Below are 23,630 nucleotides of genomic sequence, written 5' to 3' on the forward strand. Positions count from 1 at the left end.
CGGCTCGTCCTCGACGACCACGACACCGTCCACGCCCTCGACACCGAATCCGCCGCACCGATCACCGACACCGAACGCGGCGCTCCGCTCACCGACCAGGAAGGTCAGCCAGGTATCACCGGCCCCATCCCCAACACCGATACACCGACGACTCCCGACCAACCCGGGGTATCGCCGCCGGGCTGATCGGTATTCGGGGGCGTGAGATTTCGGCAGTCCAGCTATGTTCGGACACATCACCCAGCGCTCAACCCAGGTGAGCCGGCCGACGACTGCGGAACAGGAGTAGCAGCTCCCGTCGAGGACGTTGTCGCCGGCGCACACACGTAGCCCTCATCCCCAACACCGACACATCGGCGACTCCCGACCACCGGTGTATCCCCGGGGCCGATCGATAGTCGGTCGCGCGAGATTCGGCAGCCGCCGCCGGGCCGGGCGGAACGCGCCCCGCCCGGTCCGGGCACCGCTGTTGATCATCGTGGCGCGGCGGTAGGAACTCCGTCGAGAATGTTGTCGCCGACCGACACGGCGGCATCGATCGCGACGTTTCGACTGGCCTTCTCATCGAACGGCTCGGCGGCGGAGCCGGAACGCACAGAGGCCGAGTGGCTTTCGCGCTGCCGGTACGACTCTCGATCCGCAGCCGAGATGCCTACAACTTCACCAGATCGTCGGCGTGAATGACGGGGCGTTGCATACCTTCCGGCAGTTCGGAGGTGGAGTGGCCGGCCATGGCTTGCAGTTCGGTGCTGTCGTATTCGACGACGCCGCGCGCTACGGTGCGGCCGTCGGGAGCGAGCAGGTCGACCACATCACCGCCGTAGAAGCGGCCCTTGACGCCGGTGATGCCGGCGGCGAGGAGCGACCGGCGCGAATGCGCGACGGCCCTGACGGCGCCGGCGTCGAGGTGGATGGCGCCGCGGCTGTCGGCGGCGTGGCGGACCCAGAACTTGCGGGCCGACAACCGGACCGGACGCGCGGCGAAGGCCGTGCCCACCGAGGCGTCGCGCAGTGCCAGCGCCGCATCGGAGGCGGCGGCCAACAGGACGGGCACGCCGGCGTCGGCGGCGAGGCGGGCGGCCGAGAGCTTCGACGCCATACCGCCGGTGCCGAGTGCGCCACCGCTACCGGCGATCACACCGTCGAGGTCGGCGCTGTTGCGCACCTCGGGAATGAATGTCGCGGCGCCCTTGCGGGGGTCGCCGTCGTAGAGTCCGTCCACATCCGACAGCAGAACCAGCGCATCCGCACCGACCAGATGCGCCACCAGCGCGGCCAGCCGGTCGTTGTCACCGAAGCGGATCTCCTCGGTGGCGATGGTGTCGTTCTCGTTGACCACCGCGACCGCGTGCAGGGCACGCAAACGGTCGAGGGTGCGCTGCGCGTTGCGGTGGTGTTCGCGCCGGGCGAAGTCACCCGCGGTGAGCAACACCTGCCCCACCACCCGGTCGAATCGGGCGAACGAGGTGCCCCAGGCGTGGGCCAGCGCCAGCTGGCCGACGCTCGCCGCGGCCTGCTTCGTCGCGAGATCCCTTGGGCGGGCGGCCAATCCGAGCGGGGCTATGCCGGCGCCGATCGCACCGGAGGAGACCACCACCACATCCGATCCGGCGCGCATACGGGCCTCGATCGCCTCGGCGAGCTTGTCCAGGCGCGCGTTGTCGAGTCCGCCCTCGAGGCTGGTCAGCGCCGACGAGCCGATCTTGACCACCACGCTGCGCGCGGCCCGGATCGACTGCCTAGTAGTTACCGCTCCCTTATCGTAATCCACCTGTGTCACAACAACACTCACTCACTTGACGCGCCACCACCGTGACGCACGACGACTACCGGACCGGCACGCCCGCACACACCGGCGAAACCGGCGTGGCGGGCGATCACGGTTGGTCCTCGTCCTCCGAGACCAGGCCGCGGCGCACCCGGGAGGCATGCTTGCGCTCGGCGGCGGAGATGCGGTCGGTCTGGTCCAGGCGGGGGTCGGTCCCGCGCCCGGTCATCACCATATCGACGCCGGCCGAGATCTGCGGCTCCCACTCGAAGCTCACATCGCCGATGGTGACCTCGGCGCCGGGCACCGCACCCTGGCGAACCAGCTCGTCCTCGACGCCGAGGCGCGCGAGCCGGTCGGCCAGGTAGCCGACGGCCTCGTCGTTGTCGAACTGCGTTTGGCGCACCCATCTTTCGGGGCGCTCACCGCGGACGATGAAGCCGCCCTCGACCTCCGGATCGGGTTCGACGGTGAAGCCGGTCTCCCCGGCCACCACCGGCCGGATCACCGGACGCTTCGGCGCCGCCTTCGGATGCGCCTCGCGATACTCGCGGACCATATCGGCCAGCGCGAAGGTCAACGGCCGCAAACCTTCCCGGCTCACCGCGGAAATCGTGAACACCGGCCAGCCGCGCTCGGTGAACTCGGACGTCACCATCTCGGCCAATTCGGCGGCGTCGGGGATATCGGCCTTGTTGAGGATGACCACGCGCGGCCGATCGGCCAGATCGCCCAGGCCGGCGTCTGCCTGCAGGGCGGGGCGATAGGCGGCCAGTTCGGCCTCGAGCGCGTCGACGTCGGAGATCGGGTCGCGGCCGGGTTCCAGTGTGGCGCAATCGACTACGTGAGCCAGCACCGCGCATCGCTCGAGATGCCGCAGGAAGTCCAGCCCCAGGCCGCGTCCGTCGCTGGCGCCGGGGATCAGGCCCGGCACATCGGCGACGGTGAAGGTGGTGTCCCCGCTGGACACCACGCCGAGATTCGGCACCAGCGTCGTGAAGGGGTAATCGGCGATTTTGGGCTTGGCCGCCGAGAGCACCGAAACGAGCGAAGACTTTCCGGCCGAGGGGAACCCGACCAGGCCGACATCGGCCACGGATTTCAGTTCGAGAACGAGATCGCGTTCCTCGCCCTCCTCACCCAGCAGCGCGAAGCCGGGCGCCTTGCGGGCGCGCGACACCAGCGCCGCATTGCCGAGTCCGCCGCGGCCACCGCGCGCCGCCACGAACCGGGTGCCCGCGCCGACCAGATCGGCCACGACCTCCCCGCCGTCGCCGATGACGACCGTGCCGTCGGGCACCTTCAGCAGCAGCTCCGAACCCTGTTTGCCGTCGCGGTTACCGCCCTCGCCGGGTTTGCCGTTGCCGGCTTTGGCGTGCGGGTGGAAGTGGAAGTCCAGCAGCGTGTGCACGTTCGGGTCGACTTCGAGAATCACGTCCCCGCCGTTGCCGCCGTTGCCACCGTCGGGTCCGCCGAGCGGCTTGTACTTCTCCCGATGCACCGAGGCACAGCCGTGACCGCCCTTACCGGCGCGGACGTGCAGTACCACACGATCGATGAATTTGGACATGCCAGCTGGACCTCTGTGTTTCGGTGGACGGTGGTGGTGAGCCTCCCGGAACGGCGAACGGGCCAGGGTTTATCTGCTAAACCCTGGCCCGCTTCGAAGAATGTGTGGAGAAGGCTCCGGCGCGGCTCAGGCCTGCACCGGCTCCGGTACCACGATGTTGACGGTCTTGCGGCCCCGCTTGGTGCCGAACTGGACCGCGCCCGCCTCGAGGGCGAACAGCGTGTCGTCGCCGCCGCGGCCGACGTTGACGCCGGGGTGGAAGTGGGTTCCGCGCTGGCGAACCAGGATCTCGCCGGCCTTGACGGCCTGGCCGCCGAAGCGCTTCACGCCGAGTCGCTTGGAGTTGGAATCGCGACCGTTGCGAGAGCTGGACGCACCCTTCTTATGTGCCATGGCTGAAAACTCCTCGATTCGAAACCGGGTGGTTCCGCTAGGTCGAAATTACTTGATGCCGGTGACCTTCAGGACCGTCAGCTTCTGACGGTGGCCCTGACGCTTGTGGTAGCCGGTCTTGTTCTTGAACTTGTGGATCCGGATCTTCGGGCCCTTGGTCTGCTCGACCACCTCGGCGGACACCGAAACCTTGGCCAGCTTGTCGGCATCGGTAGTCAGCTTGGCGCCGTCAACCACCAGCACCGGCGACAGCGATACGGCCGTGCCCGGTTCACCCTCGATCTTCTCGACCTTCACCAGGTCACCGACCGCGACCTTGTACTGCTTTCCGCCGGTCTTGACGATCGCGTACGTTGCCATCGGTCGGCTGCCCTCTTTCCTCAACTAGTGCTCGGCACTCTGCTCACACGGCCGCCTGCCGGTGGACACCGGAAACCGCCGTACGACTGGTCTGATAGTCACCGCCGCCTCGGTACTTCTTCCGCACCGGAGGGCTCGTTTTCGAGCCGGATCTCATGACAGCGCAGCGTTTTCTCAACACAACACGGTGCTGTCACCGGGCAGCGACTGTCCAAGATTACAGGACTGCCACCCCACGCACCAAACCGGGTCGCCACCACTCCGAGCGCGATCCGCGGCGGCGCCCCGCCCGCCGTGCGGGCGGGGCCTGTGCTGCGAGTTCTCCGGTTCGACGCCCCGGATCAGTTCGGCGATTCCGGCGCGCCCGCGGCTCGCCCGGCGGACCGGCGACGGGTCCGCTGCCGCGGGGTCACCTCGGCCGGAGCCAGCTCGTCGAGCGAGAACTTCGGCGCGCTGTCCTGATCGGCGTCGGTCAGGACGAAGACCGCGCCCCGGCTGTCGGTCGACGGAGCCGACGCGGTGCGAGCCACCCGGCGGCGGCCGCGACGGACACCTGCCTCCGGAGCCTGCTCGTCCGGCTTCTTCTCGACCGGCATCTTCTCGACCGGCTTCGTCTCCGCCGGAGCTGGAGTGGACGTGGGCTCGGCCGGCGCCAACTGTGCTCCGATTCGGCCGGTCACCGCGGGCACCCGTTCGGCAGCGGGCTCCTGTGCGGGCCGCTCGGGCTCTGCGACCGGCTCGGAGCCGTCTCGACCGGCGGCGACCACGGAATCGGCTGCTTCCGCGTGCACGGGTTCCGCTCGCACGGCTTCGGCTTCAGCGGATTCGGTGACCTCCGCCGCTGCCGCCCTCGCACGTCCCTGGCGCGAATCCCGCGAGCCCTTGGCCTGCGGGCTCGGTTCCGCCTTCGCCTCGACCGGCGCGGCGGCCTCGGCCACCTCGTCGTCGGTGTGATGCGCGGCCATCGCGAGCGCGACCGGATGAGCGCGCTTGACGGCCGCCTCCTCCTCGGGATGCGAATCCGCGGTCTCGGGCGCGGCGGTGCTCGCCTGCTTGGTCTCCTTGTCGCGGTCCTTGTCCTTGCGGCGGCGACGGCCTTCGCGGCGGCCGGCCCCTTCCTCGGCGGGCGCGGTCTCGACCGGGTAGTTGTGCACGATGATGCCGCGGCCGTGGCAGTGCTCACAGGTGGTGGAGAACGCCTCGACCAGTCCGGTGCCCAGCTTCTTGCGGGTCATCTGGACCAGGCCGAGTGAGGTGACCTCCGACACCTGATGGCGAGTACGGTCGCGTCCGAGCGCCTCGGTGAGGCGACGCAGCACCAGATCGCGGTTGGATTCCAGCACCATGTCGATGAAGTCGACGACGATCATGCCGCCGATATCGCGCAACCGCATCTGGCGCACGATCTCCTCGGCGGCCTCCAGGTTGTTGCGGGTGACCGTTTCTTCCAGGTTGCTGCCGCCGGAACCGGTGAACTTGCCGGTGTTGACGTCGATCACGGTCATCGCCTCGGTGCGGTCGATGACCAGGGTGCCGCCGGACGGCAGCCACACCTTGCGGTCGAGGGCCTTCGCCAGCTGCTCGTCGATGCGCAGGCTGCCGAAGACGTCCACGCCGTTGTTCTCGTAGCGCTCGACCCGGGCCAGCATGTCCGGTGCGACGGTGCGGACGTAGTTCTCGACGGTCGTCCACGCCCGGTCACCCTCGATGACCAGCTTGGAGAAGTCCTCGTTGAACAGGTCGCGGACCACCTTGACCAGCAGGTCCGGCTCTTCGTACAGGGTCTTCGGCGCGCCCGACCCGTTCTCGGCCTGCTTCTCGATGGTCTTCCAGGTGGCCTGCAGCCGCTCGACGTCGCGGGCCAGCTCGGTCTCGCTCACACCTTCGGACGCGGTGCGGATGATCACTCCGGCGTCCTGCGGGACGATATCGCGCAGGATCTCCTTGAGCCGCTTGCGCTCGGTGTCGGGCAGTTTGCGGCTGATACCGGTCGAGGTCCCGCCCGGAACGTAGACCAGGAAGCGACCGGCCAGGCTGATCTGCGTGGTCAGCCGGGCGCCCTTGTGCCCCACCGGATCCTTGCTGACCTGCACCAGGACGGTGTCGCCGGGTTTGAGAGCCTGCTCGATCTTGCGTTCCTTGCCGCCGAGCCCGGCGGCCTCCCAGTTCACCTCACCGGCGTAGAGCACGCCGTTGCGGCCGCGGCCGATATCGACGAACGCCGCCTCCATGCTGGGCAGCACGTTCTGCACCTTGCCCAGGTAGACGTTGCCGACCATGGACGCCGTGCCGGTGTTGGTGACGAAATGCTCGACCAGGATGTTGTCCTCGAGCACCGCCACCTGGGTGGTCGCGCCGACATGCGAGTGTTCACCGGCCGGGAACGACTTCTCGCGGACCACCATGACCCGGTCGACCGCCTCGCGACGGGCCAGGAATTCCGATTCGGTGAGGATCGGCGGGCGGCGGCGACCGGCCTCGCGACCGTCGCGACGACGCTGCCGCTTGGCCTCCAGCCGGGTCGACCCGCTGATGCCCTGCACCTCGTCGACCGCGCGGCGCTTGTTGCGCGGTTCCCGCTCATGCACGACGGTGTTCGGCGGATCGTCGTCGGCAGGCTCGGATTCGTTGTCCTCACCGGCCTTGCGACGACGGCGACGACGGCGACGACGGGTGGAACCCTCCGGCGTCGAACCCGACTCGTCGTCGCTCTCCTCGCCGGTCTGCTCGGCGGCCGCTTCCTCGGCGGATTCGTCGGAGTCGGCGTGCGACTCGGCGTCCTCGTCGTCGGATTCGTCGTCGGACTCGTGATCGGCGTGCTGTTCGCCCCGGCCCCGGCCGCGACCGCGACGGCCACGGCGGCGACGACGCGAGCGACCGCCGTCCTCCTGCTCGTCACGCGACTGCTCGTCGTCCCAGTCGCCGCCGGCTTCGGTCTCGGGCTCGGCTGCCGCGACGGACTCGGGCTCCGCCGGAGTTTCCTCCGGCTCGGTGTCGGTGACCTTTTCGCCGGCTTTCTCGGCGGCCTTTTCAGCGGCTTTCTCGGCCGCCTTTTCGGCGGCCTTGGCCTCGCGTTCGGCGCGCCGGCGGCGGCGCATCTCCTCGGCCGCCGCGGCATCCGGCGGCAGGAACAGCGGCGCGGCCGCGATACTCGCCGGCTCGAAGACGACCGGCTCCTCGGGCTGCGCGACGGGCTGCTGGAACGGGCTGGTGAACAGCGAAGTGTGGGGTGCCGATTCGGGCTCGGCGGGGGTCGCCGGCGACTCGGATGTCACTGCGGAGTTCGCCGTGCCGGCGGCCTCGGCGACGCCCGCGGCCTGCACGGTATCGGCGACCTCGGTTTCGGCGACCGCGGTGGAGGCGCCGGACTCGCTCGGCACGGGCTCGCCGGCCGTATCCGGCGCGGTGGCGGTCTGCGCGGTATCGGCCGCGGCGGTGGATGTGGTCGCCGGAGACGCACTCTCGGCGGGCGCCGGAGCAGGCGTCTCGGCCTGTTCGGTCGCGGGCTCGGCCACCGGTTGCTCGGCGCCGGCCTGTGGGGGAACGAGCGCGTCGCGCACGGATTCGGCGACGGTCCGGTCCAGGCTGGATTGGGCACTGCGGGCTTCCGCACCCAGTTCGGTCAGGTGGGCAAGGATGCGCTTGCTGGTGGTTCCCAAAAGTTTCGCCAGCGCGTGCACCCGGATACGTTCGGGCAACTGCGCTGCCTCCCCTACCCCGGCCACCTCGGTCGAGGTGGATTCACCATTGCTCTGCGATGTTCCTTGCGGCTCTTGATCGGCCACGAAATCTCCTCGGGCCCCCGGGCGCGTCCCACTCGTACGAGAGTGACGCGGCCGACGCGGGGGCGCTGTCCGTTCGCCTCACGCCTGTGGCGCAAGGTCTGATGGTCTCGCCCCGCGTGCCCGGTTATCACCTGTCGTACGTCGTTCGGGCTAACTGGTCACGCGGCGCCTGGCTGTTGGCTTGCGCACCTGAGCTCGAGCGCTCATCCAGCGTGCCGCCGAACAGCGAGTCTTGTAACCGTCCGGGGCAGCGATGATCGGCGTCGAGCCGCGGTGCCATTCGGTTGCGTTCGCCACCTGCCCCGATAGGTAGGCGTCGATCACATCCGCTTCCAGTATCCCACACAGCGACCCACTGGTACGCCATCGGAGCGCGACCGCCCCGTTTCCGTGGCCCGACCGGCGGCTCTTACCTACACCCGAGTAGGTCTTTCCCGACCGACGTCGATCACTGGCTGGAGTGTCGCCGCGACCCGCGAGCAAACCGGCTCACCCGGCCCGGAGCGAGTCCTCCGAGCGACCGTTCGCGGCCGGCTCGCCGTCGGATGCCCGAACGGCGAGCCCAGAGGCCGCGAACCCGCCGGTGCGAATCGGAGCCTGAAAGACAGAGCTAGAACCAGAGTGCGATCTCGCGCTTCGCGGATTCGGGCGAGTCGGAGCCGTGCACGAGGTTGAACTGGGTTTCCAGGGCGTAGTCGCCGCGGATGCTGCCGGGAACGGCCTTCTCGACCGGGTCGGTGCCGCCGGCGAGCTGGCGGAAGGCGGCGATGGCGCGCGGGCCTTCGAGGATGGCAGCAACGACCGGTCCGGAGGTGATGAATTCGATCAGCGAGCCGTAGAACGGCTTGTCGGCGTGTTCGGCGTAGTGGGCGGCGGCAAGTTCTTCGGAAACCTGCTCGAGCTTGAGGGCCGCGATCTTCAGGCCTTTGCGTTCGATGCGGGTGATGATCTCACCAACCAGGCCTCGCGCCACGCCGTCCGGCTTGATGAGTACCAACGTCTGCTCAGTCACGGCGCCACTCTAACCGGCGCTGCCACGGGATTCCGAACCGAGCCCTCAGGACGAGCCCTGCATCCGCTGGCTGGGCAGTAAACCCTGGTCCATGCGGCGTTTGACGTCGGAGCGCAGGACCAGAATGAACGCCCACACGGCCGCGAACACGACGCCGATGATGCCGATCGACAGATGGATGAATCCGCCGGCCAGCACCAGCACCTGCAGGCCGAGATTGAACGGCACGGCCCACGAGCGGCGCTGCATTCCGGAGCCGACGAACATCAATACGGCCAGGCCGACCAGGTAGGTCACCGACCACCAGCTCAGTCCGCCGCCGACGGCCCCGACCACCGGCAGTGCCAGCAGCACGGTGATGGCCTCGAGTACCAGCGCACCGGCCATCACACCGCGGAAACCCTTCCACGGGTCGGTCGCGGGCGCGGGTACACCCGGCTTCGGTGCGCCGGCCTCGCCGCGCACATCGTCCTCGCTACCCACGTTGCCTCCTCCGCGCCGCACCGCCGATGCCCTCGACACCAGCTTCCCACTGCACCCTGCATCCACGTTCCGCCGGGCCCGCGTGGTGACGCAAGCTGCCGCCTCCGGCCCACCGCATCACGCGGGGTCCTTCCCGAACAGCGAGCGCGCCGCACCCGCGGTGACCACCGAGCCGGTGACCACGATGCCCGCGCCGGATACCGGTTCGCCGGCGTCGCCCGCTTCCTCGGCGATGGCGATCGCGGTTTCCACCGCATCGGCGAGGCTGTTCGCGGTGACGACTCGCTCATCACCGAAACGCTGGACGGCCAGGTCGGCGAGTTCGTCGACGCCGAGCGCCCGCGGTGAACCGTTGGTGGTGACAACGATCTCGTCCAGCACCGGCTCCAGCGCGGCGAGAATGCCGGCCGCATCCTTGTCCGAGAGCACCGCGACCACGCCCACCAACTTACGGAAGTCGAATTCCTCGGTGAGGGTCGCGGCCAGCGCCCGCGCACCGGCGGGATTGTGCGCGGCGTCGATGAAGATGGTCGGCGCGCTGCGCATCCGTTCCATCCGGCCCGGACTGGCCGCCGCCGCGAATCCGGCGCGCACCGCGTCGATGTCGAGTTGTTTCTGCGCGCCGGCGCCGAAGAACGCCTCGACCGCAGCGAGCGCCAGCGCCGCGTTGTGCGCCTGGTGTTCGCCGTGCAGCGGCAGGAAGATCTCGTCGTAGACGCCGCCGAGCCCCTGGATCTCCAGTACCTGACCGCCGATCGCGACGCGGCGCGACAGCACCCGGAACTCGGACCCGGCGCGGGCCACCGCGGCATCGGCCTCCACCGCGCGCCGCAGCAGCACCTCCATCGCCTCGGGATCCTGTTCGGCGATAATGGCCACGGTGTCGCGCGGAATCAGCAGATCCTGCGGCGACTTCTTGATGATCCCGGCCTTCTCACCGGCGATCGAGGCCAGATCCGGCCCCAGATAGTCGGTGTGGTCCAGGCCGATCGGCGTGATCACCGCGACCTGCCCGTCGATGACGTTGGTCGCGTCCCACGTGCCGCCCATCCCGGTCTCGACGACCGCGACATCGACCGGCGCCTCGGCGAACGCCGCGTACGCCATCGCGACGAGGACCTCGAATTTGCTCATCCGCGGTCCCGGTCCGTCGCCGAGGGCTCCGTCGGTCGATCGCGCGTCGATCATCTCGACGTAGGGCAGCAGTTCCCGATAGATCTCGACGTAGCGGGCCGGGCTGATCGGCGCGTTGTCGATGGCGATCCGTTCGGTCGCCAGTTGCAGATGCGGGCTGGTGAACCGCCCGGTGCGCCGGTGCAGCGCGGTGAGCAGCGCATCGACCATCCGGGTGACCGAGGTCTTGCCGTTGGTGCCCGCGATGTGGATGGCGGGATAGCTCTGCTGCGGGGAGCCGAGGAGGTCCATCAGGGTCGCGATCCGGGTCAGCGACGGCTCGATCTTGGTTTCACCCCAGCGCTGGTCGAGTTCGGCCTCGACCAGCGCCATTTCGGCGAGGTCCACCGGCGAGGGACCGGTGCGCAGCCGGTCCGCACCGCCGGCGAGCGGTTCGCGGTCGAATCCTTCGCCGCCGCTCACTTCTTCGCCGCCGGCTCCGTGATCTGCGCCAGCCGCGCCCCGATCCGGGCCACCTCGGATTCGGCGACCTCGCGACGGGTGCGGATCTTGGCGACCACCTCGTCGGGCGCCTTGGCCAGGAAGGCCTCGTTGCCGAGTTTGGCGCTGGTGGCGGCGAGGTCCTTCTGCGCGGCCGCGAGATCCTTCTCCAGCCGGCGGCGTTCGGCGTCGAGGTCGACCGAACCGGAGGTGTCCAGTTCGACGGTGACGGTGGCGCCGGACAGGCGCACCTCCACCGCGGCGGTCGCGGAGAAGTCGGCGTCCGGAGCGGTGAGCCGGGCCAGGGTGGCGATCTCCGCGTGCAGCCCGGTCAGGTCGGCGGTATCGTCGATGCCGATCAGTTTCGCGGCGACCTTCTGCTTGTCGGTCAGGCCCTGATCGCTGCGGAACCGGCGGATCTCAGTGACCAGCTTCTGCAGATCCGCGATGCGCTGCGCCGCAACGGTATCGGTGGCGACACCCGAGGACTGCGGCCACGCGGCGGTCACCAGCGAGTCGTCCTCGCCGGCCTCGGTGAGGGCCTGCCACAGCGTTTCGGTGACGAACGGGATGGCCGGGTGCAGCAGGCGCAGCACCGAATCCAGCACGTTGCCGAGAACGATGCGCGTGCTCGCGGCCCGTTCCTCCGACTCGGCGAACTGCACCTTGGCCAATTCCAGGTACCAGTCACACAGTTCGTCCCAGGCGAAGTGGTACAGCGCCTCACAGGCCTTGCCGAATTCGTAGCGGTCGAAGGCCGCGTCCACCTCGGCACGCACCTCGTCCAGCCGGTCGAGGATCCAGCGGTCGGTGTCGGTGAGGGTGGCGCGTTCGGGCAGTTCGCCCGGCGCGGCCCCGTTCATGAGCGCGAATTTGCTGGCGTTGAACAGCTTCGTGATGAAGTTGCGCGAGGCCTGCACGTGCGGCGGACCGACCGACAGGTCGCTGCCCGGCTGGGCGCCCCGGGCCAGGGTGAAACGTGTTGCGTCCGCGCCGAACTCGTCGATCCACACCAGCGGGTCGACACCGATGCCCTTGGACTTGGAGTACTTGCGGCCGAATTCGTCGCGGATGAGGCCGTGCAGGAAGACGTCGTCGAACGGAACCTGCTGCCGTCCGGAGTCCTTCCCGGCGGCGATGACCGGATCGTCGGAGACGAACATGCCGAACATCATCATCCGGGCCACCCAGAAGAACAGGATGTCGTAGCCGGTGACCAGCACGCTGGTGGGATAGAACTTCGCCAGTTCCGGGGTGGGGTCCGGCCAGCCCATCGTGGAGAAGGGCCACAGGCCGGAGGAGAACCAGGTGTCGAGGACATCCGGGTCCTGCACCCAGCCCTCGGGCGCCTGCTCGTCGGGGCCGACACACGCGATCTCGCCCTCGGGGCCGTACCAGATCGGGATGCGGTGGCCCCACCACAGCTGCCGTGAGATGCACCAGTCGTGCATGTTGTCGACCCACTCGAACCAGCGCGGTTCCTGGCTCGCCGGGTAGATCTTCACCGCGCCGTTGCGCACGGCGTCACCGGCGGCCTTGGCCAGCGATTCGACCTTCACCCACCACTGCATCGACAGGCGCGGTTCGATCGGTTCGCCGGAGCGCTCGGAGTGTCCGACGCTGTGCACGTACGGACGCTTCTCGGCGACGATGCGCCCTTCGTCGGCCAGCCGCTCGCGAATCTTGACGCGCGCCTCGAACCGGTCCATCCCGTCGAATTCGGTTCCGGTGTCGGCGATCTTGCCGGTCTTGTCCATGATGGTCGGCATCGGCAGGTTGTGCCGCAGGCCGATCTCGAAGTCGTTGGGGTCGTGCGCGGGGGTGATCTTCACTGCGCCGGAGCCGAATTCGGGGTCGACGTAGTCGTCGGCGACGATCGGGATCTGGCGACCGGTGATCGGGTGGTAGACGGTGGTGCCGATCAGCGCCCGGTATCGCTCGTCGTCCGGATGCACCGCGACCGCGGTATCGCCGAGCATGGTCTCCACCCGGGTGGTGGCCACGATGACGTGCGGTTCGTCGTCGTTCAGCGAGCCGTAGCGCAGCGAGACGAGCTCACCCTCGACGTCCTCGTATTTCACCTCGACGTCGGAGATGGCGGTCTCGAGCGAGGGCGACCAGTTCACCAAGCGCTCGGCCTGGTAGATCAGCCCGGCGTCGTAGAGTCGCTTGAAGATGGTCTGCACCGCGCGGGACAGGCCGTCGTCCATGGTGAAGCGGTCGCGGCTCCAGTCGATGCCGTCGCCGAGGCGGCGCATCTGGCCCTGGATGGCGCCGCCGGATTCGCGCTTCCAATCCCAGACCTTGTCGACGAACAGTTCGCGGCCGAAGTCTTCCTTGGTCTTGCCGTCGACGGCGAGCTGCTTCTCGACCACGGTCTGGGTGGCGATACCGGCGTGGTCCATACCGGGCAGCCACAGCACCTCGTAGCCCTGCATCCGCTTGCGGCGGGTGAGCAGGTCCATCAGGGTGTGGTCGAAGGCGTGGCCCATGTGCAGGTTGCCGGTGACGTTCGGCGGCGGCAGCACGATCGAATAGGGCGGCTTCTCGCTCGCCGGGTCGGCGGTGAAGTAACCGGCCGCTACCCAGCGCTCGTACAGGTCGGCCTCTACATCGCTGGGGTTCCAGCTCTTGGGGAGGGCGTCGGCACGATTTCGCGAGTTATCAGGGGCTGCGCTGGTCACCGTGCGATTCTACGGAGTTGAGCAGGAGCACTCGACAGGGCCCTGCACACGGCACCGGAGAAAGATGTAGGGCGGGGTTTTCGGCGGATGAGGGACACCGAAAACCCCGCCCACGTCTTCGAGACTACCGCCCGGATCGGCGCAATACACCAATCCATATGCAATTCTCAGCTTTTGCCCGAATCCGTTGTGCAGGTGCGGGTTTGCCACTCAGCATGCTCGCAGATTCGCCGCCGAGATGCGGAGGCCGCGCCCCGCCTGCGCGCGGCGGGTCACGGCACGAGTATCGCCAGCGCTCCGGCTTCGGCGCGGAAGGTAGCCGGTAGCAGTCCCGCCGGGTCGCCGTCGGCGGTCGCCGGTACCGCGGCGGTGAGGGTGATGGTCCGGGCCCGATAGTGCCCGACCGCCGGATGATCGACGCGCTTGCCGGCGGCCAGCGCCGGGAGCAGACGGACCATCTGCAGCCGCGACATGGCGCCGACCACGGTCAGGTCGAGCAGGCCGTCGTCGACGATCGCGTCGGGGCAGATGAGCATGCCCCCGCCGTAGGTCCGGGTGTTGCCGACCGCCACCATCACGGCCTCGGTCTCGAAGACGCGATCACCGGCCGAACCCGGCTCGCCGGACAGTTCGATGCGGTAGGGCACCCCGAGTTGCCCGAGCAGTTCCGGCACGGCGGCGAAGGAGTACCGCAGCGAGCCCTTCGGCCAGCGCATGCTGTTGGCGCGCAAGGTCACTCGCGCGTCGAAGCCGGTGCCGGCGACGGTGGCGAATCGCATGGGCCGATGCGCGATCGCGGGTTCGATGCCGGCCGCCCACCCCTGAGCGTGCTCGGGGTCGGGCCGGGATTCGATCGCGCCGAGGTCGATGGTGCGCACGGAACCGCCGAGCACGATATCGGCCGCGGCGCGCGGATCGTCGTCGGGCACGCCCAGCTCCCGGGCCAGGTCGTTTCCGGTCCCACCGGGCAGCAGCCCCAGCGGCACCCCGGTCGAGGCGATGGCCTGCAGCGTGACGCAGACCAATCCGTCACCGCCCGCGCAGACGACGGCGTCGGGACACGCGGGGCCCCGCACCGAATCCCGGATCAGGCGAACGGTTTCCGCGGCGTCGGCACCGCGGATCTCGCGTACCCGCACACCGCGTTCGGCGAAGCGGGCGGCGGCCGCGGCGGCCGCGGCCAGTCCCCGGCCGTGGCCGGAGTGCGGGTTGGTCACCAGCGCGACCGATCGGATGGCGGTCATGGAATCAGCTTGCCCGGGTTGAGGATTCCCGCCGGGTCGACGGCGTCCTTGACCGCGCGCAGGATGCGCGCGCCCAGGTCGCCGATCTCGGCCGACATCCACGGCCGGTGGTCGGCGCCGACGGCGTGGTGGTGGGTGATGGTGCCACCGTTTCCGGCGATGGCGTCACCGACGGCGCGTTTGGCCAGCGCCCACTGCGCCAGCGGATCGTCGGCCTGTTTGGCGACGACGGTGAAATACAGCGAGGCACCGGTCGGGTAGGTATGCGAGATATGGCACATCACCATCGCGGGAGTGCCCTGTGCGCCGAGCGATTCGGTGAGTGCGGCGGTGACCGCTGCCTTGAGCCGCTCGACATTCGACCAGCTGGTCGCCGTCTCGAGCGTTTCGCACAGCACGCCGATGTCGAGCAGCGCATCGCGCAGATACGGCGCGGCGAAACGGCCGTGTTCCCATTCCCGCGCCGGCTGTTCACCGAGTGCGGTGCCGCCGGCCGCGGCGAGCAGTGCCGAGGCCTCGGCACTCCGCGCGGCCACATGGGCCGCGGTGCCCTCGAACGTGGTGACGGCCAGGCAGCCACCGACCGACGCCCCGCCGATATCACCGGAACGGGCCAGATTGAGCCCGGTCTCGGCCTCGTCGGACAGGCGCAGCACGGTCGGCGCCGCGCCGTTCTGTACCACGGTGCGCAGCGCGGCGGCCCCGGTGACGAAGTCCGGGAACGACCACGCCTGATAGGCGGTGGTCTCCGGAATCGGATGCACCCGCAGCGTCACCTCGGTGATGACACCGAGCGTGCCCTCGGATCCGGCGAACAACTCGCGCAGATCGGGTCCGGCGGCCGAGGCGGGCGCACGACCGAGATCGACTGTGCCCGTGGGTGTTGCGACCTTCAGGCGCATGATCATGTCGTCGAAGCGGCCGTAGCCGGCCGAGGCCTGGCCCGAGGATCGGGTGGCCGCGAAGCCGCCGATGCTCGCGTATTCGAAGCTCTGCGGGAAATGCCCGAGCGACAGGCCGTGGCCGGCGAGCAGCTTCTCCGCCTGCGGTCCGGTCAGCCCGGCGCCCAGGGTCGCGGTACCGCTCACCGGGTCGACGTCGGACAGTCCGTCGAGGCGCCGCAGATCCAGCGCGATCACGGTGGCGAAGCGACCCCGCGCGGGTTCCACCCCGCCCACCACACTGGTGCCGCCGCCGAAGGGGACGACCGCGACGGCCTGCTCGGCGCAGTAGGCCAGAACGGCCAGCACCTGGTCGTGGTCGGCGGGAAAGACGACGGCGTCGGGTGCGTCCTGCGGCGCTTCGGCGCGGCGGCGCAGCAGGTCGGGGGTGCTCTTGCCGCCCGCGTGCAACAACCGGTCGCGGTGGTCGGTCGACACTCGATCCGCACCGACCACCGCCGACAGCCCCGCTCGATGCGCGGCCGTCAAGCCGGATTCCCGCAGCGGCACGTCGCCCTCATCACGACGGGCCACCGGGTCCCCGGACACTCCGAACACCTGCGCCACCAGGGTCCGGATCCGGTCCGGAAGCGGCGCATGCGCCGAGGCGATGCCCCAGGCATCCCAGACCATACTCGGGCGATCGGACGACTCGCCCGGCGTCGAGTTTTCCGGTTGTACTGCCGATGTGTCCTGTCGCGTGTCGACCATGCGTTACAGTCTGACATAGACTGTCAAGCAGTAACGAACATGAACGTAGTTGACGAATACGGATCGATTGGTGAGTTGTTGATGGAGCCCAACGAATCCCCCGGCCCCGACAGCGAAGTGCCGGCCATCGACCTGGCGATCCTGGAGGCGGGACGCGCCTGTGTCGAGGAGTTCGGTGTACGCCGGACCACGCTGAGTGAAGTCGCCCGGCGCGCCGGCGTCAGTCGCCCCACGGTGTACCGGCGCTGGCCCGACACCCGGTCGCTGATCGCCGAGCTGCTGGTCCGGGAGCTCAGCGAGATCGTGGCGGCGAGCATTCCCACCGAAGGTCCGGCCCGCGCGCGCCTGGTGGAGGGCATCGTCTCGGGCGCGGCCGAGATTCGCTCGAACCCGTTGTTCGCCAAGATCTTCCGCATCGACACCGACCTGATGCTGACCTATGTGTTCGGCCGGCTCGGCCGCAACCAGCGGCAATTGATCCAGGTGTTCTCGACCGCTGTGCGCGAGGGACAACGCGACGGTTCCATCCGCGCCGGCGATCCCGACCACCTGGCCACCATGCTGCTGCTGATCGGCCAGTCCACCGTGCAGTCGGCGAGCACGGTCAGCCATCTGCTCGACGACGCCGGGCTCGATGTCGAGCTCGCCCGCGTCGTCGACCGGTACCTGCGTCCCGATACCGACTAGTCCCGAAAACAGAGAGCGAGACAGCGCATGCTCGACGAGAGCGCATCGACGGCGGGCCACGGGCTCGGCGACACCGCGGGAGATTCGGCACTCAACGCCGCCCGCCGCGGCCGTGAACTGCAGGCGCTCGGCGATGCGGACCGCATCGACGTCCTGGTCGTCGGCGGCGGCGTCACCGGTGCAGGGGTGGCGTTGGACGCGGCCGCTCGCGGCTTGCGAACCGTCCTGGTGGAGGCCCACGATCTGGCCTTCGGGACCAGCCGGTGGAGTTCGAAACTCGTCCACGGCGGATTGCGCTATCTGGCCTCCGGCGGGGTCGGAATCGCCCACGAGAGCGCGGTGGAACGCGACATCCTGCTCACCACCACCGCACCTCACCTGACTCGCTCGATTCCGCAGCTGGTTCCGTCGTTCTCCGGCGGTTCCCTGCCGCAGCGACTGCTGGTCCGCGCGGGCTTCCTGGCCGGAGATGTGCTGCGGCGCAGCGCCGGAACCTCGCCGAGGATATTGCCGCGATCGCGCCGGGTCGCCGCGGCCGAAGCGCTGCGGCTGGCGCCGACACTGCGCCGCGCCGGGTTGCGCGGCGGGATGACGGCCTGGGACGGCCAGCTCGTCGACGACGCGCGACTGGTGGTGACGATCGCGCGCACCGCCGCGGCGCACGGCGCGACCGTGCTCACCCGGGTACGCGCCGAGCAGGTGACCGGTGAGTCCGCGGTCCTGCACGATGTGCTGACCGGTGAAACCCTGTCCGTACGAGCACATTCGGTGATCAACGCGGCCGGGGTGTGGGCCGACCAGGTCGATCCGAGCATCGAGTTGCGGCCCAGCCGCGGCACCCACCTGGTCTTCGACGCCGCGGCCTTCGGCGGGCTCACCGCCTCACTGACCGTGCCGATTCCGGGCAGCACCAGCCGTTTCGTCTTCGCCTTCCCGGCCGCGCACGGCCGCGTCTATCTGGGCCTGACCGACGAGGACGCACCCGGCCCGGTTCCGGACGAACCGAAGCCCACCGACTCCGAGGTCGATTTCCTGCTCGACACGGTGAACACCGTGTTGCGGGAACCGTTGCGGCGCAGCGATATCCGCGGGTCGTTCGCCGGCCTGCGGCCACTGCTGCGCACCGCCGAGGATTCCACCGCCGACATCTCGCGGGAGCACGCGGTCCTGCACTCCCCCGGCGGCCCGATCACCATCGTCGGCGGCAAGCTGACCACCTACCGGCAGATGGCCGAGGATGCGGTCGATGCCGCCGTAGCCGCCGCCGGCCTGTCCGCCGCCCCCTGCCGGACCAAGCGAATTCCGTTGGTAGGAGCGGTTTCCGGACGCTCACGCGACCGGATCGCGGCACCCGGGGTGCTGGTCGAACGATACGGAGATCAGGCCACCCAGGTGCTCGCCGCACTGCGGGACAATCCGGGCCTCGCCGAACCGGTCGCACCCGGTATCGACGTCCTGCGTGCCGAATTCGCTTATGCGACAACTCATGAGTGCGCGCTGGACGAGAGCGACCTGCTGGATCGACGCACCCGGATCGGCCTCGTCGACAGTGACCGAGCCGCAGCCCTCCCGGCCGCACAGGAGGCACTCGCCGCCAGCCGGGCCTGAACGACCGCAGCCCGTCGTGACATCGTACCGGGACGGCTGCGCGCCGATCCCGAGGCGGATCACATACCGAGCCGCTCACCGCGGAATCGGTTCGCGACGTCGGCGCTGCGGGTCAAGACCCCGAAACGCCGCCTAGCCCCACAGTTCGGCGATCCGCGCTGCCGCCGACTTTCCCTGCACCCGACCGGCATGCGCCGACGGCACGCGGGAGGCGGTGTCGAGCGGATTCGCCCCGAAGGCGGCGATCGCGGCCTCGTCGGGGACGATCGATTCCACCCGCGCGCCCCGTTCGATGAGTCCCGCGATTTCACCGTCCAGCGCCGGATCGGGCAGCGGCGCAATGATCAGCACCCGGTCGAATCCGGCCGCCAGATCGGCATTGACACTGGTCCGCACGCCACCATCGGTATAGCGCACGCCGTCGACGGTGTGCGGCGGCCAGACCAGCGGCACCGCCGAACTGGCTGTCACCGCGTCGACCAGCGCGACCCCGGAGTCGCGATCGAACACGCGCGGTTCACCCGTGCCGGCGTCGACGGCGGTGATCAGCAGCCGCTGCCGGGGCCATTCGTGCACCGGCAGCCGCGATTCGATCACCGCGCGCCGGTCGGATTCCGGCACGGTATCGGTCGCCAGGGCGAGGTTGCCGAGTCGCCGCCGCGCCACGGCCATATCGCCGTCGCTCTCGGTGATGATCTGGTTGATCGTCTCCCACACCCCCTCGAGCGGATTGCCCTCCGGCACGATCTCGGCGCTCTGCAGCGCCGGGTCGATCTGGCGGCGGAACAGCTCCTCCGGCGTCAGCCCGCTGGTCAGCTGTGCCGCCACATTGGCGCCCGCCGACGTGCCGATGTACACATCGGCGGCGGTGAGATCGATGCCCGCATCGGCCAACCCGGCGATCACGCCGTTCGCCCAGGCGATACCCGCCACCCCACCGCCGCCGATCACCAGCGCCCGTTCGTCCGACATCATCGCTCCCACATCTCGTACCGCGTTCCCGACCGCTCGGGACAACCTCGACGGTAGCGACGACCATTCCCCCGGCGCGATTACCGGACGGGTAATGAAATGTCAGGACGCGTTACCACCCACGCTGAACGCGACACCGCTCGGATCGCGCAGCGCGGCCAACCGCCCGTACGGCGTGTTCTCGGGCTCGGATTCGACCGAACTCCCCAGGCTCACCGCCTGCTTCACCGTCGCGTCGACGTCCTCGGCGCCGATGTAGACGCGCCACCCGCCGGGAGATCCCGCGGGCAGATACGCCGCCGAGTCCATCACGCCACCGAGCATCGGCGTCGCGGAATGAATTGTCGTGTAACGGAACTCGGGCGAATCACCGACGGTGAAGGGATCGCGCCAGCCGAACACCTCGCGGTAGAACGTCAACGCCTCGGCATAGGCCGGTGTGTGCAGTTCGAACCACGATGGGTACCCGACGTGCCCGCTCCAGTTGCCGCCACCGGCGACGCCGAAGGAACCGAAACCGCGGTGGACGCCGGGCTGCCACGCACCGACGCCCGCACCGGACGGATCGGCGAGGACGGCCATACTGCCCACGTCGCCGATGGCCATCGGCTCCACCACGACCCGGCCGCCGTGCTCGGCGGCGGAGGCAGCGGTGGCATGGACATCGACGCTGGTCAGATACACGGTCCACTGATCGGGCGCACCGTCGGTGCCGTCGTTGCGCATCCCGCCGGCGACGGCATTGCCGTCCTTGCGGAAGGTGATGTACCCGCCGTACTGCTCATCGCTCTCGGCGGTCCAGCCGAACAGCTCGCCGTAGAAATCGACGGCTCGATCGGTGTCGGCGGTGAACAACTCGATCCAGCACGGATCTCCGGGTTCGAAGGTGTAGGACATGATCGCTCCTCTGGATGGGATTGCGTTCTCTCACCGGTACGACGGCGCCGGACGGACAAACTCATCGGCCCCGGTCCAAGCCTGGCACGATCCAGCGGCAGTCGGCCCGATTTGTGGGTAGCGTTTGTGAACTAACTCTTCTACGCTGCTCTCATGACCGACTGGCATCCGACGGCATGCATCCTGTGCGAGTGCAATTGCGGCATCCAGGTGCTGCTGGGCGCCGACGGCCGCAGCTTCGACAAGATTCGCGGCGACAAGCTGCATCCTTCCTCGGCTGGCTACACCTGCAACAAGGCTCTGCAACTGGATCGGTACCAGAACGGGCGCACCGGCCGCCTCACCGCGCCGCTGCGCCGCAACGCCGACGGATCGTTCACCGAAATCGATTGGGACACCGCTATTTCGGAGATCTCCGCGCGTCTGCGCGAGATCGGCGCCGAATACGGCGGCGAATCGATCTTCTACTACGGTGGCGGCGGCCAGGGCAATCATCTCGGCGGCGCCTACGCTCCGGCCACCATGGCCGCCTACGGCATGCGTTATCGATCCAGCGCGCTGGCCCAGGAGAAGACCGGCGACTTCTGGGTCGGCGCTCGGATGACCGGCCATCCGGTCCGCTCGGACGTCGAACATGCCGAGGTGGCGCTGTTCATCGGTAAGAATCCCTATCAGTCCCACGGTTTCCCGCGCGCCCGCTCGGTACTGAAGGAGATCGCGCGCGATCCGCAGCGCTCGATCATCGTGCTCGACCCGGTCCGCACCGAGACCGCCGAACTGGCCGATTTCCATCTGCAACTGCGCCCCGGCACCGATATCTATCTGCTGGCGGCGATGGCGGCGATCCTGATCCGCGACGACCTGGTCGACCATGACTGGCTGGCCGCGCGCACCGAAGGTTTCGACGAGGTGGCGGCGGTGCTGCGCACGGTGCCGATCGAGGAGTACTGCGCCCTGGCCGATGTCGAGATCGGCCTGGTCACCGCGGCGACTCACCGCCTGGCAGCGGCGGACTCGGTCGCCGCGCTCGAGGACCTCGGCGTCCAGATGAACCGCCACTCGACACTGGTCAGCTACGTCGAGAAACTGCTCTGGCTGCTCACCGGAAACCTCGGCAAGCCCGGGACGCAGTATGCCTTCTCCGGAATGGCGGCGATCGGGCACGATCGCGGCCATCCCGCCGACGCCGGGCCGCGCAGCCCGGTCGTGGGCGCGCGCATCATCAGCGGACTGGTGCCGTGCAACGTGATCACCGAGGAGATTCTGACCGACCATCCCGCCCGCTATCGGGCGATGATCGTCGAGAGCGCCAATCCCGTTCACTCACTGGCGGATTCGGCCCGGATGCGCGACGCACTCGCGGCGCTGGAACTGGTGGTCGTCATCGACGTGGCGATGACCGAAACCGCTCGCGCCGCCGACTACGTCCTGCCCGCGCCGACCCAGTTCGAGAAGTATGAGGCGACCTTCTTCAACTTCGAATTCCCTCGCAACATCTTCCACCTCCGGCATCCGGTGCTTGCGGCTCCGCCCGGCGTACTCGCCGAACCCGAGATTCACGCCCGGCTCGTCGAGGCCGCCGGGGCGCTGACCGAGGACGATTACCGGCCGCTGCGCGCGGCGCTCGACCAGGGCCGCGAGGCCTTCGCCATGGCATTTCTCGCCGTCCTCGCCGATCCGGCGAAGGCGAAGCTGGCTCCGATCCTGCTCTACCGCACCCTCGGCCCGACACTGCCCGACGGCGCCGCTGCCGCCGCGGTGTTGTGGGGCGCCGCCTACACCTGCGCCCGGAAGAACCCGGCCGGCGTGGAGCGAGCCGGCTACGGCACCGGCCTCGCTGCCGGGGAGCGGCTGTTCGAGGCGATCCTCACCGGCGAACACGGCGTCGTCATCACCGACGACGAGGTCGACGAGACCTGGAACCGGGTACGCGGCGGCAAAGTCCGGCTCGCCGTTCCGGAACTGCTGTCGGCATTGGCCGCACTCCCCGCACCGGACGAGGACCACGATTGGCCGTTCGTCCTGGCCGCCGGGGAGCGGCGCGCCTTCACCGCCAACACCATCATGCGCGATCCGGCCTGGCGCAAACGCGATCCCGCAGGCGCGCTGCGCATCAGCACCGCCGATGCCCTCCGGCTGGGCCTGACCTCCGGCGACGAGGTGCGGCTCACCACCCGCAACGGCAGTGCGCAGGTGACCGTCGAGCCGACCGACCGCATGCGCAGCGGACATCTGGCGCTGCCCAACGGCCTGGGCCTGTCCGTCGTCGAGGCGGACGAGGTCCTCACCAGCGGGGCCGCCCCCAACGAGTTGACAGCTTTCGACGATCGCGACGAATGGGTCGGCACCCCGTGGCACAAGTACGTGCCCGCCCGGATCGATACGGTGGGTACATGAAGCGCACCACCTTCGCCACCTGGCCCTGTTCGGTCGCCCGCACGGTCGATCTGATCGGTGACTGGTGGACGCCGCTGGTGTTGCGCGAAGCGTTCTACGGCACAACGCGTTTCGACGATTTCGAACGCACGCTGGGCCTGAGCCGCAATGTCCTCACCCAGCGCCTGACGCGGCTGGTCGAGGAGGGGATGCTGGAGAAGGTCCCCTATCAGGATCGTCCGGTCCGCTACGAATACCGCCTCACCGACAAGGGACGCGATTTCTTCCCGGTGCTCACGGCCATGATGCGCTGGGGTGACCGCTGGCTCGCCTCGGAAGCCGGACCGCCGGTGGTCGTCCACCACGACACCTGCGGGCACGACACCCACGCCGAAGTGGTGTGCGCACAGTGCGGAGAACCGCTGCGGCACGCCGAAGTATCGGCTCGGCTGGGTCCGGGCTTTCCGCCGCAGCACCGCGAAAGCGCGCTGCGCAGCGGACGATTCGCCTCCTGAGAGCAGTGCC

At 69.1% G+C, this 23,630-nt stretch carries 18 protein-coding genes; 5 read left to right on the forward strand and 13 right to left on the reverse strand.

Annotated features, from left to right (window positions below; translation table 11 throughout):
* The coding region (locus A5789_RS37230) for a hypothetical protein (RefSeq protein ID WP_197516566.1) at positions 1 to 186 on the forward strand (186 nt) is incomplete at its 5' end.
* Between the two features lie 466 nt (positions 187 to 652).
* Here the strand turns inward: A5789_RS37230 and proB are convergent.
* From proB to A5789_RS06945, 11 genes are all read right to left on the reverse strand, one after another.
* Positions 653 to 1,771: a glutamate 5-kinase gene (gene proB / locus A5789_RS06895; protein ID WP_064901627.1), complete on the reverse strand. Its 1,119-nt coding sequence runs from the start codon at positions 1,769 to 1,771 to the stop codon at positions 653 to 655.
* A 106-nt stretch (positions 1,772 to 1,877) separates the two neighbouring features.
* Positions 1,878 to 3,338: a GTPase ObgE gene (obgE, locus tag A5789_RS06900; RefSeq protein ID WP_064901607.1), complete on the reverse strand. Its 1,461-nt coding sequence runs from the start codon at positions 3,336 to 3,338 to the stop codon at positions 1,878 to 1,880.
* A 126-nt stretch (positions 3,339 to 3,464) separates the two neighbouring features.
* Entirely contained in the window at positions 3,465 to 3,731 is a 267-nt protein-coding gene (gene rpmA, locus A5789_RS06905) for a 50S ribosomal protein L27 (RefSeq protein WP_030512747.1), read from the reverse strand.
* Positions 3,732 to 3,779: 48 nt separating this feature from the next.
* Positions 3,780 to 4,091: a 50S ribosomal protein L21 gene (gene rplU, locus A5789_RS06910; RefSeq protein WP_064901608.1), complete on the reverse strand. Its 312-nt coding sequence runs from the start codon at positions 4,089 to 4,091 to the stop codon at positions 3,780 to 3,782.
* A gap of 341 nt (positions 4,092 to 4,432) precedes the next feature.
* Positions 4,433 to 7,876, reverse strand: a complete 3,444-nt coding sequence (locus A5789_RS06915) for a translation initiation factor IF-2 N-terminal domain-containing protein (RefSeq protein WP_064901610.1) — start codon at positions 7,874 to 7,876, stop codon at positions 4,433 to 4,435.
* Between the two features lie 610 nt (positions 7,877 to 8,486).
* Positions 8,487 to 8,888 (reverse strand): nucleoside-diphosphate kinase, encoded by a 402-nt coding sequence (gene ndk, locus A5789_RS06920; protein WP_030512744.1) that lies wholly within the window; start codon positions 8,886 to 8,888, stop codon positions 8,487 to 8,489.
* A 45-nt stretch (positions 8,889 to 8,933) separates the two neighbouring features.
* Positions 8,934 to 9,275, reverse strand: coding sequence for a DUF4233 domain-containing protein (locus tag A5789_RS06925; RefSeq protein ID WP_082857361.1), 342 nt, complete (start codon positions 9,273 to 9,275; stop codon positions 8,934 to 8,936).
* 213 nt (positions 9,276 to 9,488) lie between these two features.
* Positions 9,489 to 10,877, reverse strand: a complete 1,389-nt coding sequence (locus A5789_RS06930; RefSeq protein WP_064901628.1) for a folylpolyglutamate synthase/dihydrofolate synthase family protein — start codon at positions 10,875 to 10,877, stop codon at positions 9,489 to 9,491.
* Positions 10,878 to 10,963: 86 nt separating this feature from the next.
* On the reverse strand, positions 10,964 to 13,669 hold the full coding sequence (locus A5789_RS06935) for a valine--tRNA ligase (RefSeq protein ID WP_064901612.1): 2,706 nt from the start codon (positions 13,667 to 13,669) through the stop codon (positions 10,964 to 10,966).
* Between the two features lie 272 nt (positions 13,670 to 13,941).
* Positions 13,942 to 14,913 carry a diacylglycerol kinase family protein gene (locus A5789_RS06940; protein WP_064901614.1) on the reverse strand — a complete coding sequence of 324 codons (972 nt, stop codon included), beginning with the start codon at positions 14,911 to 14,913 and terminating at the stop codon, positions 13,942 to 13,944.
* Positions 14,910 to 16,487 carry an FAD-binding oxidoreductase gene (locus A5789_RS06945; RefSeq protein WP_064927158.1) on the reverse strand — a complete coding sequence of 526 codons (1,578 nt, stop codon included), beginning with the start codon at positions 16,485 to 16,487 and terminating at the stop codon, positions 14,910 to 14,912. The genes A5789_RS06940 and A5789_RS06945 overlap by 4 nt, the downstream gene beginning before the upstream one ends.
* A gap of 117 nt (positions 16,488 to 16,604) precedes the next feature.
* Between A5789_RS06945 and A5789_RS06950 the strand changes: the two genes are divergently transcribed.
* Positions 16,605 to 17,252 carry a TetR/AcrR family transcriptional regulator gene (locus A5789_RS06950; protein WP_227462926.1) on the forward strand — a complete coding sequence of 216 codons (648 nt, stop codon included), beginning with the start codon at positions 16,605 to 16,607 and terminating at the stop codon, positions 17,250 to 17,252.
* A gap of 27 nt (positions 17,253 to 17,279) precedes the next feature.
* A complete protein-coding gene (locus A5789_RS06955; protein WP_064901616.1) occupies positions 17,280 to 18,860 on the forward strand; it encodes a glycerol-3-phosphate dehydrogenase/oxidase in 1,581 nt (526 codons plus the stop codon).
* A gap of 132 nt (positions 18,861 to 18,992) precedes the next feature.
* Here A5789_RS06955 and A5789_RS06960 read toward each other — a convergent pair whose 3' ends face one another.
* Both A5789_RS06960 and A5789_RS06965 read right to left on the reverse strand, forming a co-directional pair.
* Positions 18,993 to 19,835, reverse strand: a complete 843-nt coding sequence (locus tag A5789_RS06960) for a patatin-like phospholipase family protein (RefSeq protein WP_321190244.1) — start codon at positions 19,833 to 19,835, stop codon at positions 18,993 to 18,995.
* Between the two features lie 99 nt (positions 19,836 to 19,934).
* Positions 19,935 to 20,729: a VOC family protein gene (locus A5789_RS06965; protein ID WP_064901620.1), complete on the reverse strand. Its 795-nt coding sequence runs from the start codon at positions 20,727 to 20,729 to the stop codon at positions 19,935 to 19,937.
* A 153-nt stretch (positions 20,730 to 20,882) separates the two neighbouring features.
* On the opposite strand from A5789_RS06965, the gene A5789_RS06970 reads away from it, so the two are divergent.
* Together A5789_RS06970 and A5789_RS06975 are read left to right on the forward strand one after the other, a co-directional pair.
* Entirely contained in the window at positions 20,883 to 23,126 is a 2,244-nt protein-coding gene (locus tag A5789_RS06970; protein ID WP_064901621.1) for a molybdopterin-dependent oxidoreductase, read from the forward strand.
* The gene (locus tag A5789_RS06975) at positions 23,123 to 23,620 is read left to right on the forward strand and encodes a helix-turn-helix domain-containing protein (protein WP_064901622.1); all 498 of its coding nucleotides are present in this window, start codon (positions 23,123 to 23,125) and stop codon (positions 23,618 to 23,620) included. The genes A5789_RS06970 and A5789_RS06975 overlap by 4 nt, the downstream gene beginning before the upstream one ends.
* Positions 23,621 to 23,630: the final 10 nt, after the last annotated feature.

Origin of the sequence: Nocardia sp. 852002-51101_SCH5132738, assembly GCF_001665695.1 — a bacterium.
In the GTDB taxonomy this organism is placed as follows: domain Bacteria; phylum Actinomycetota; class Actinomycetes; order Mycobacteriales; family Mycobacteriaceae; genus Nocardia; species Nocardia nova.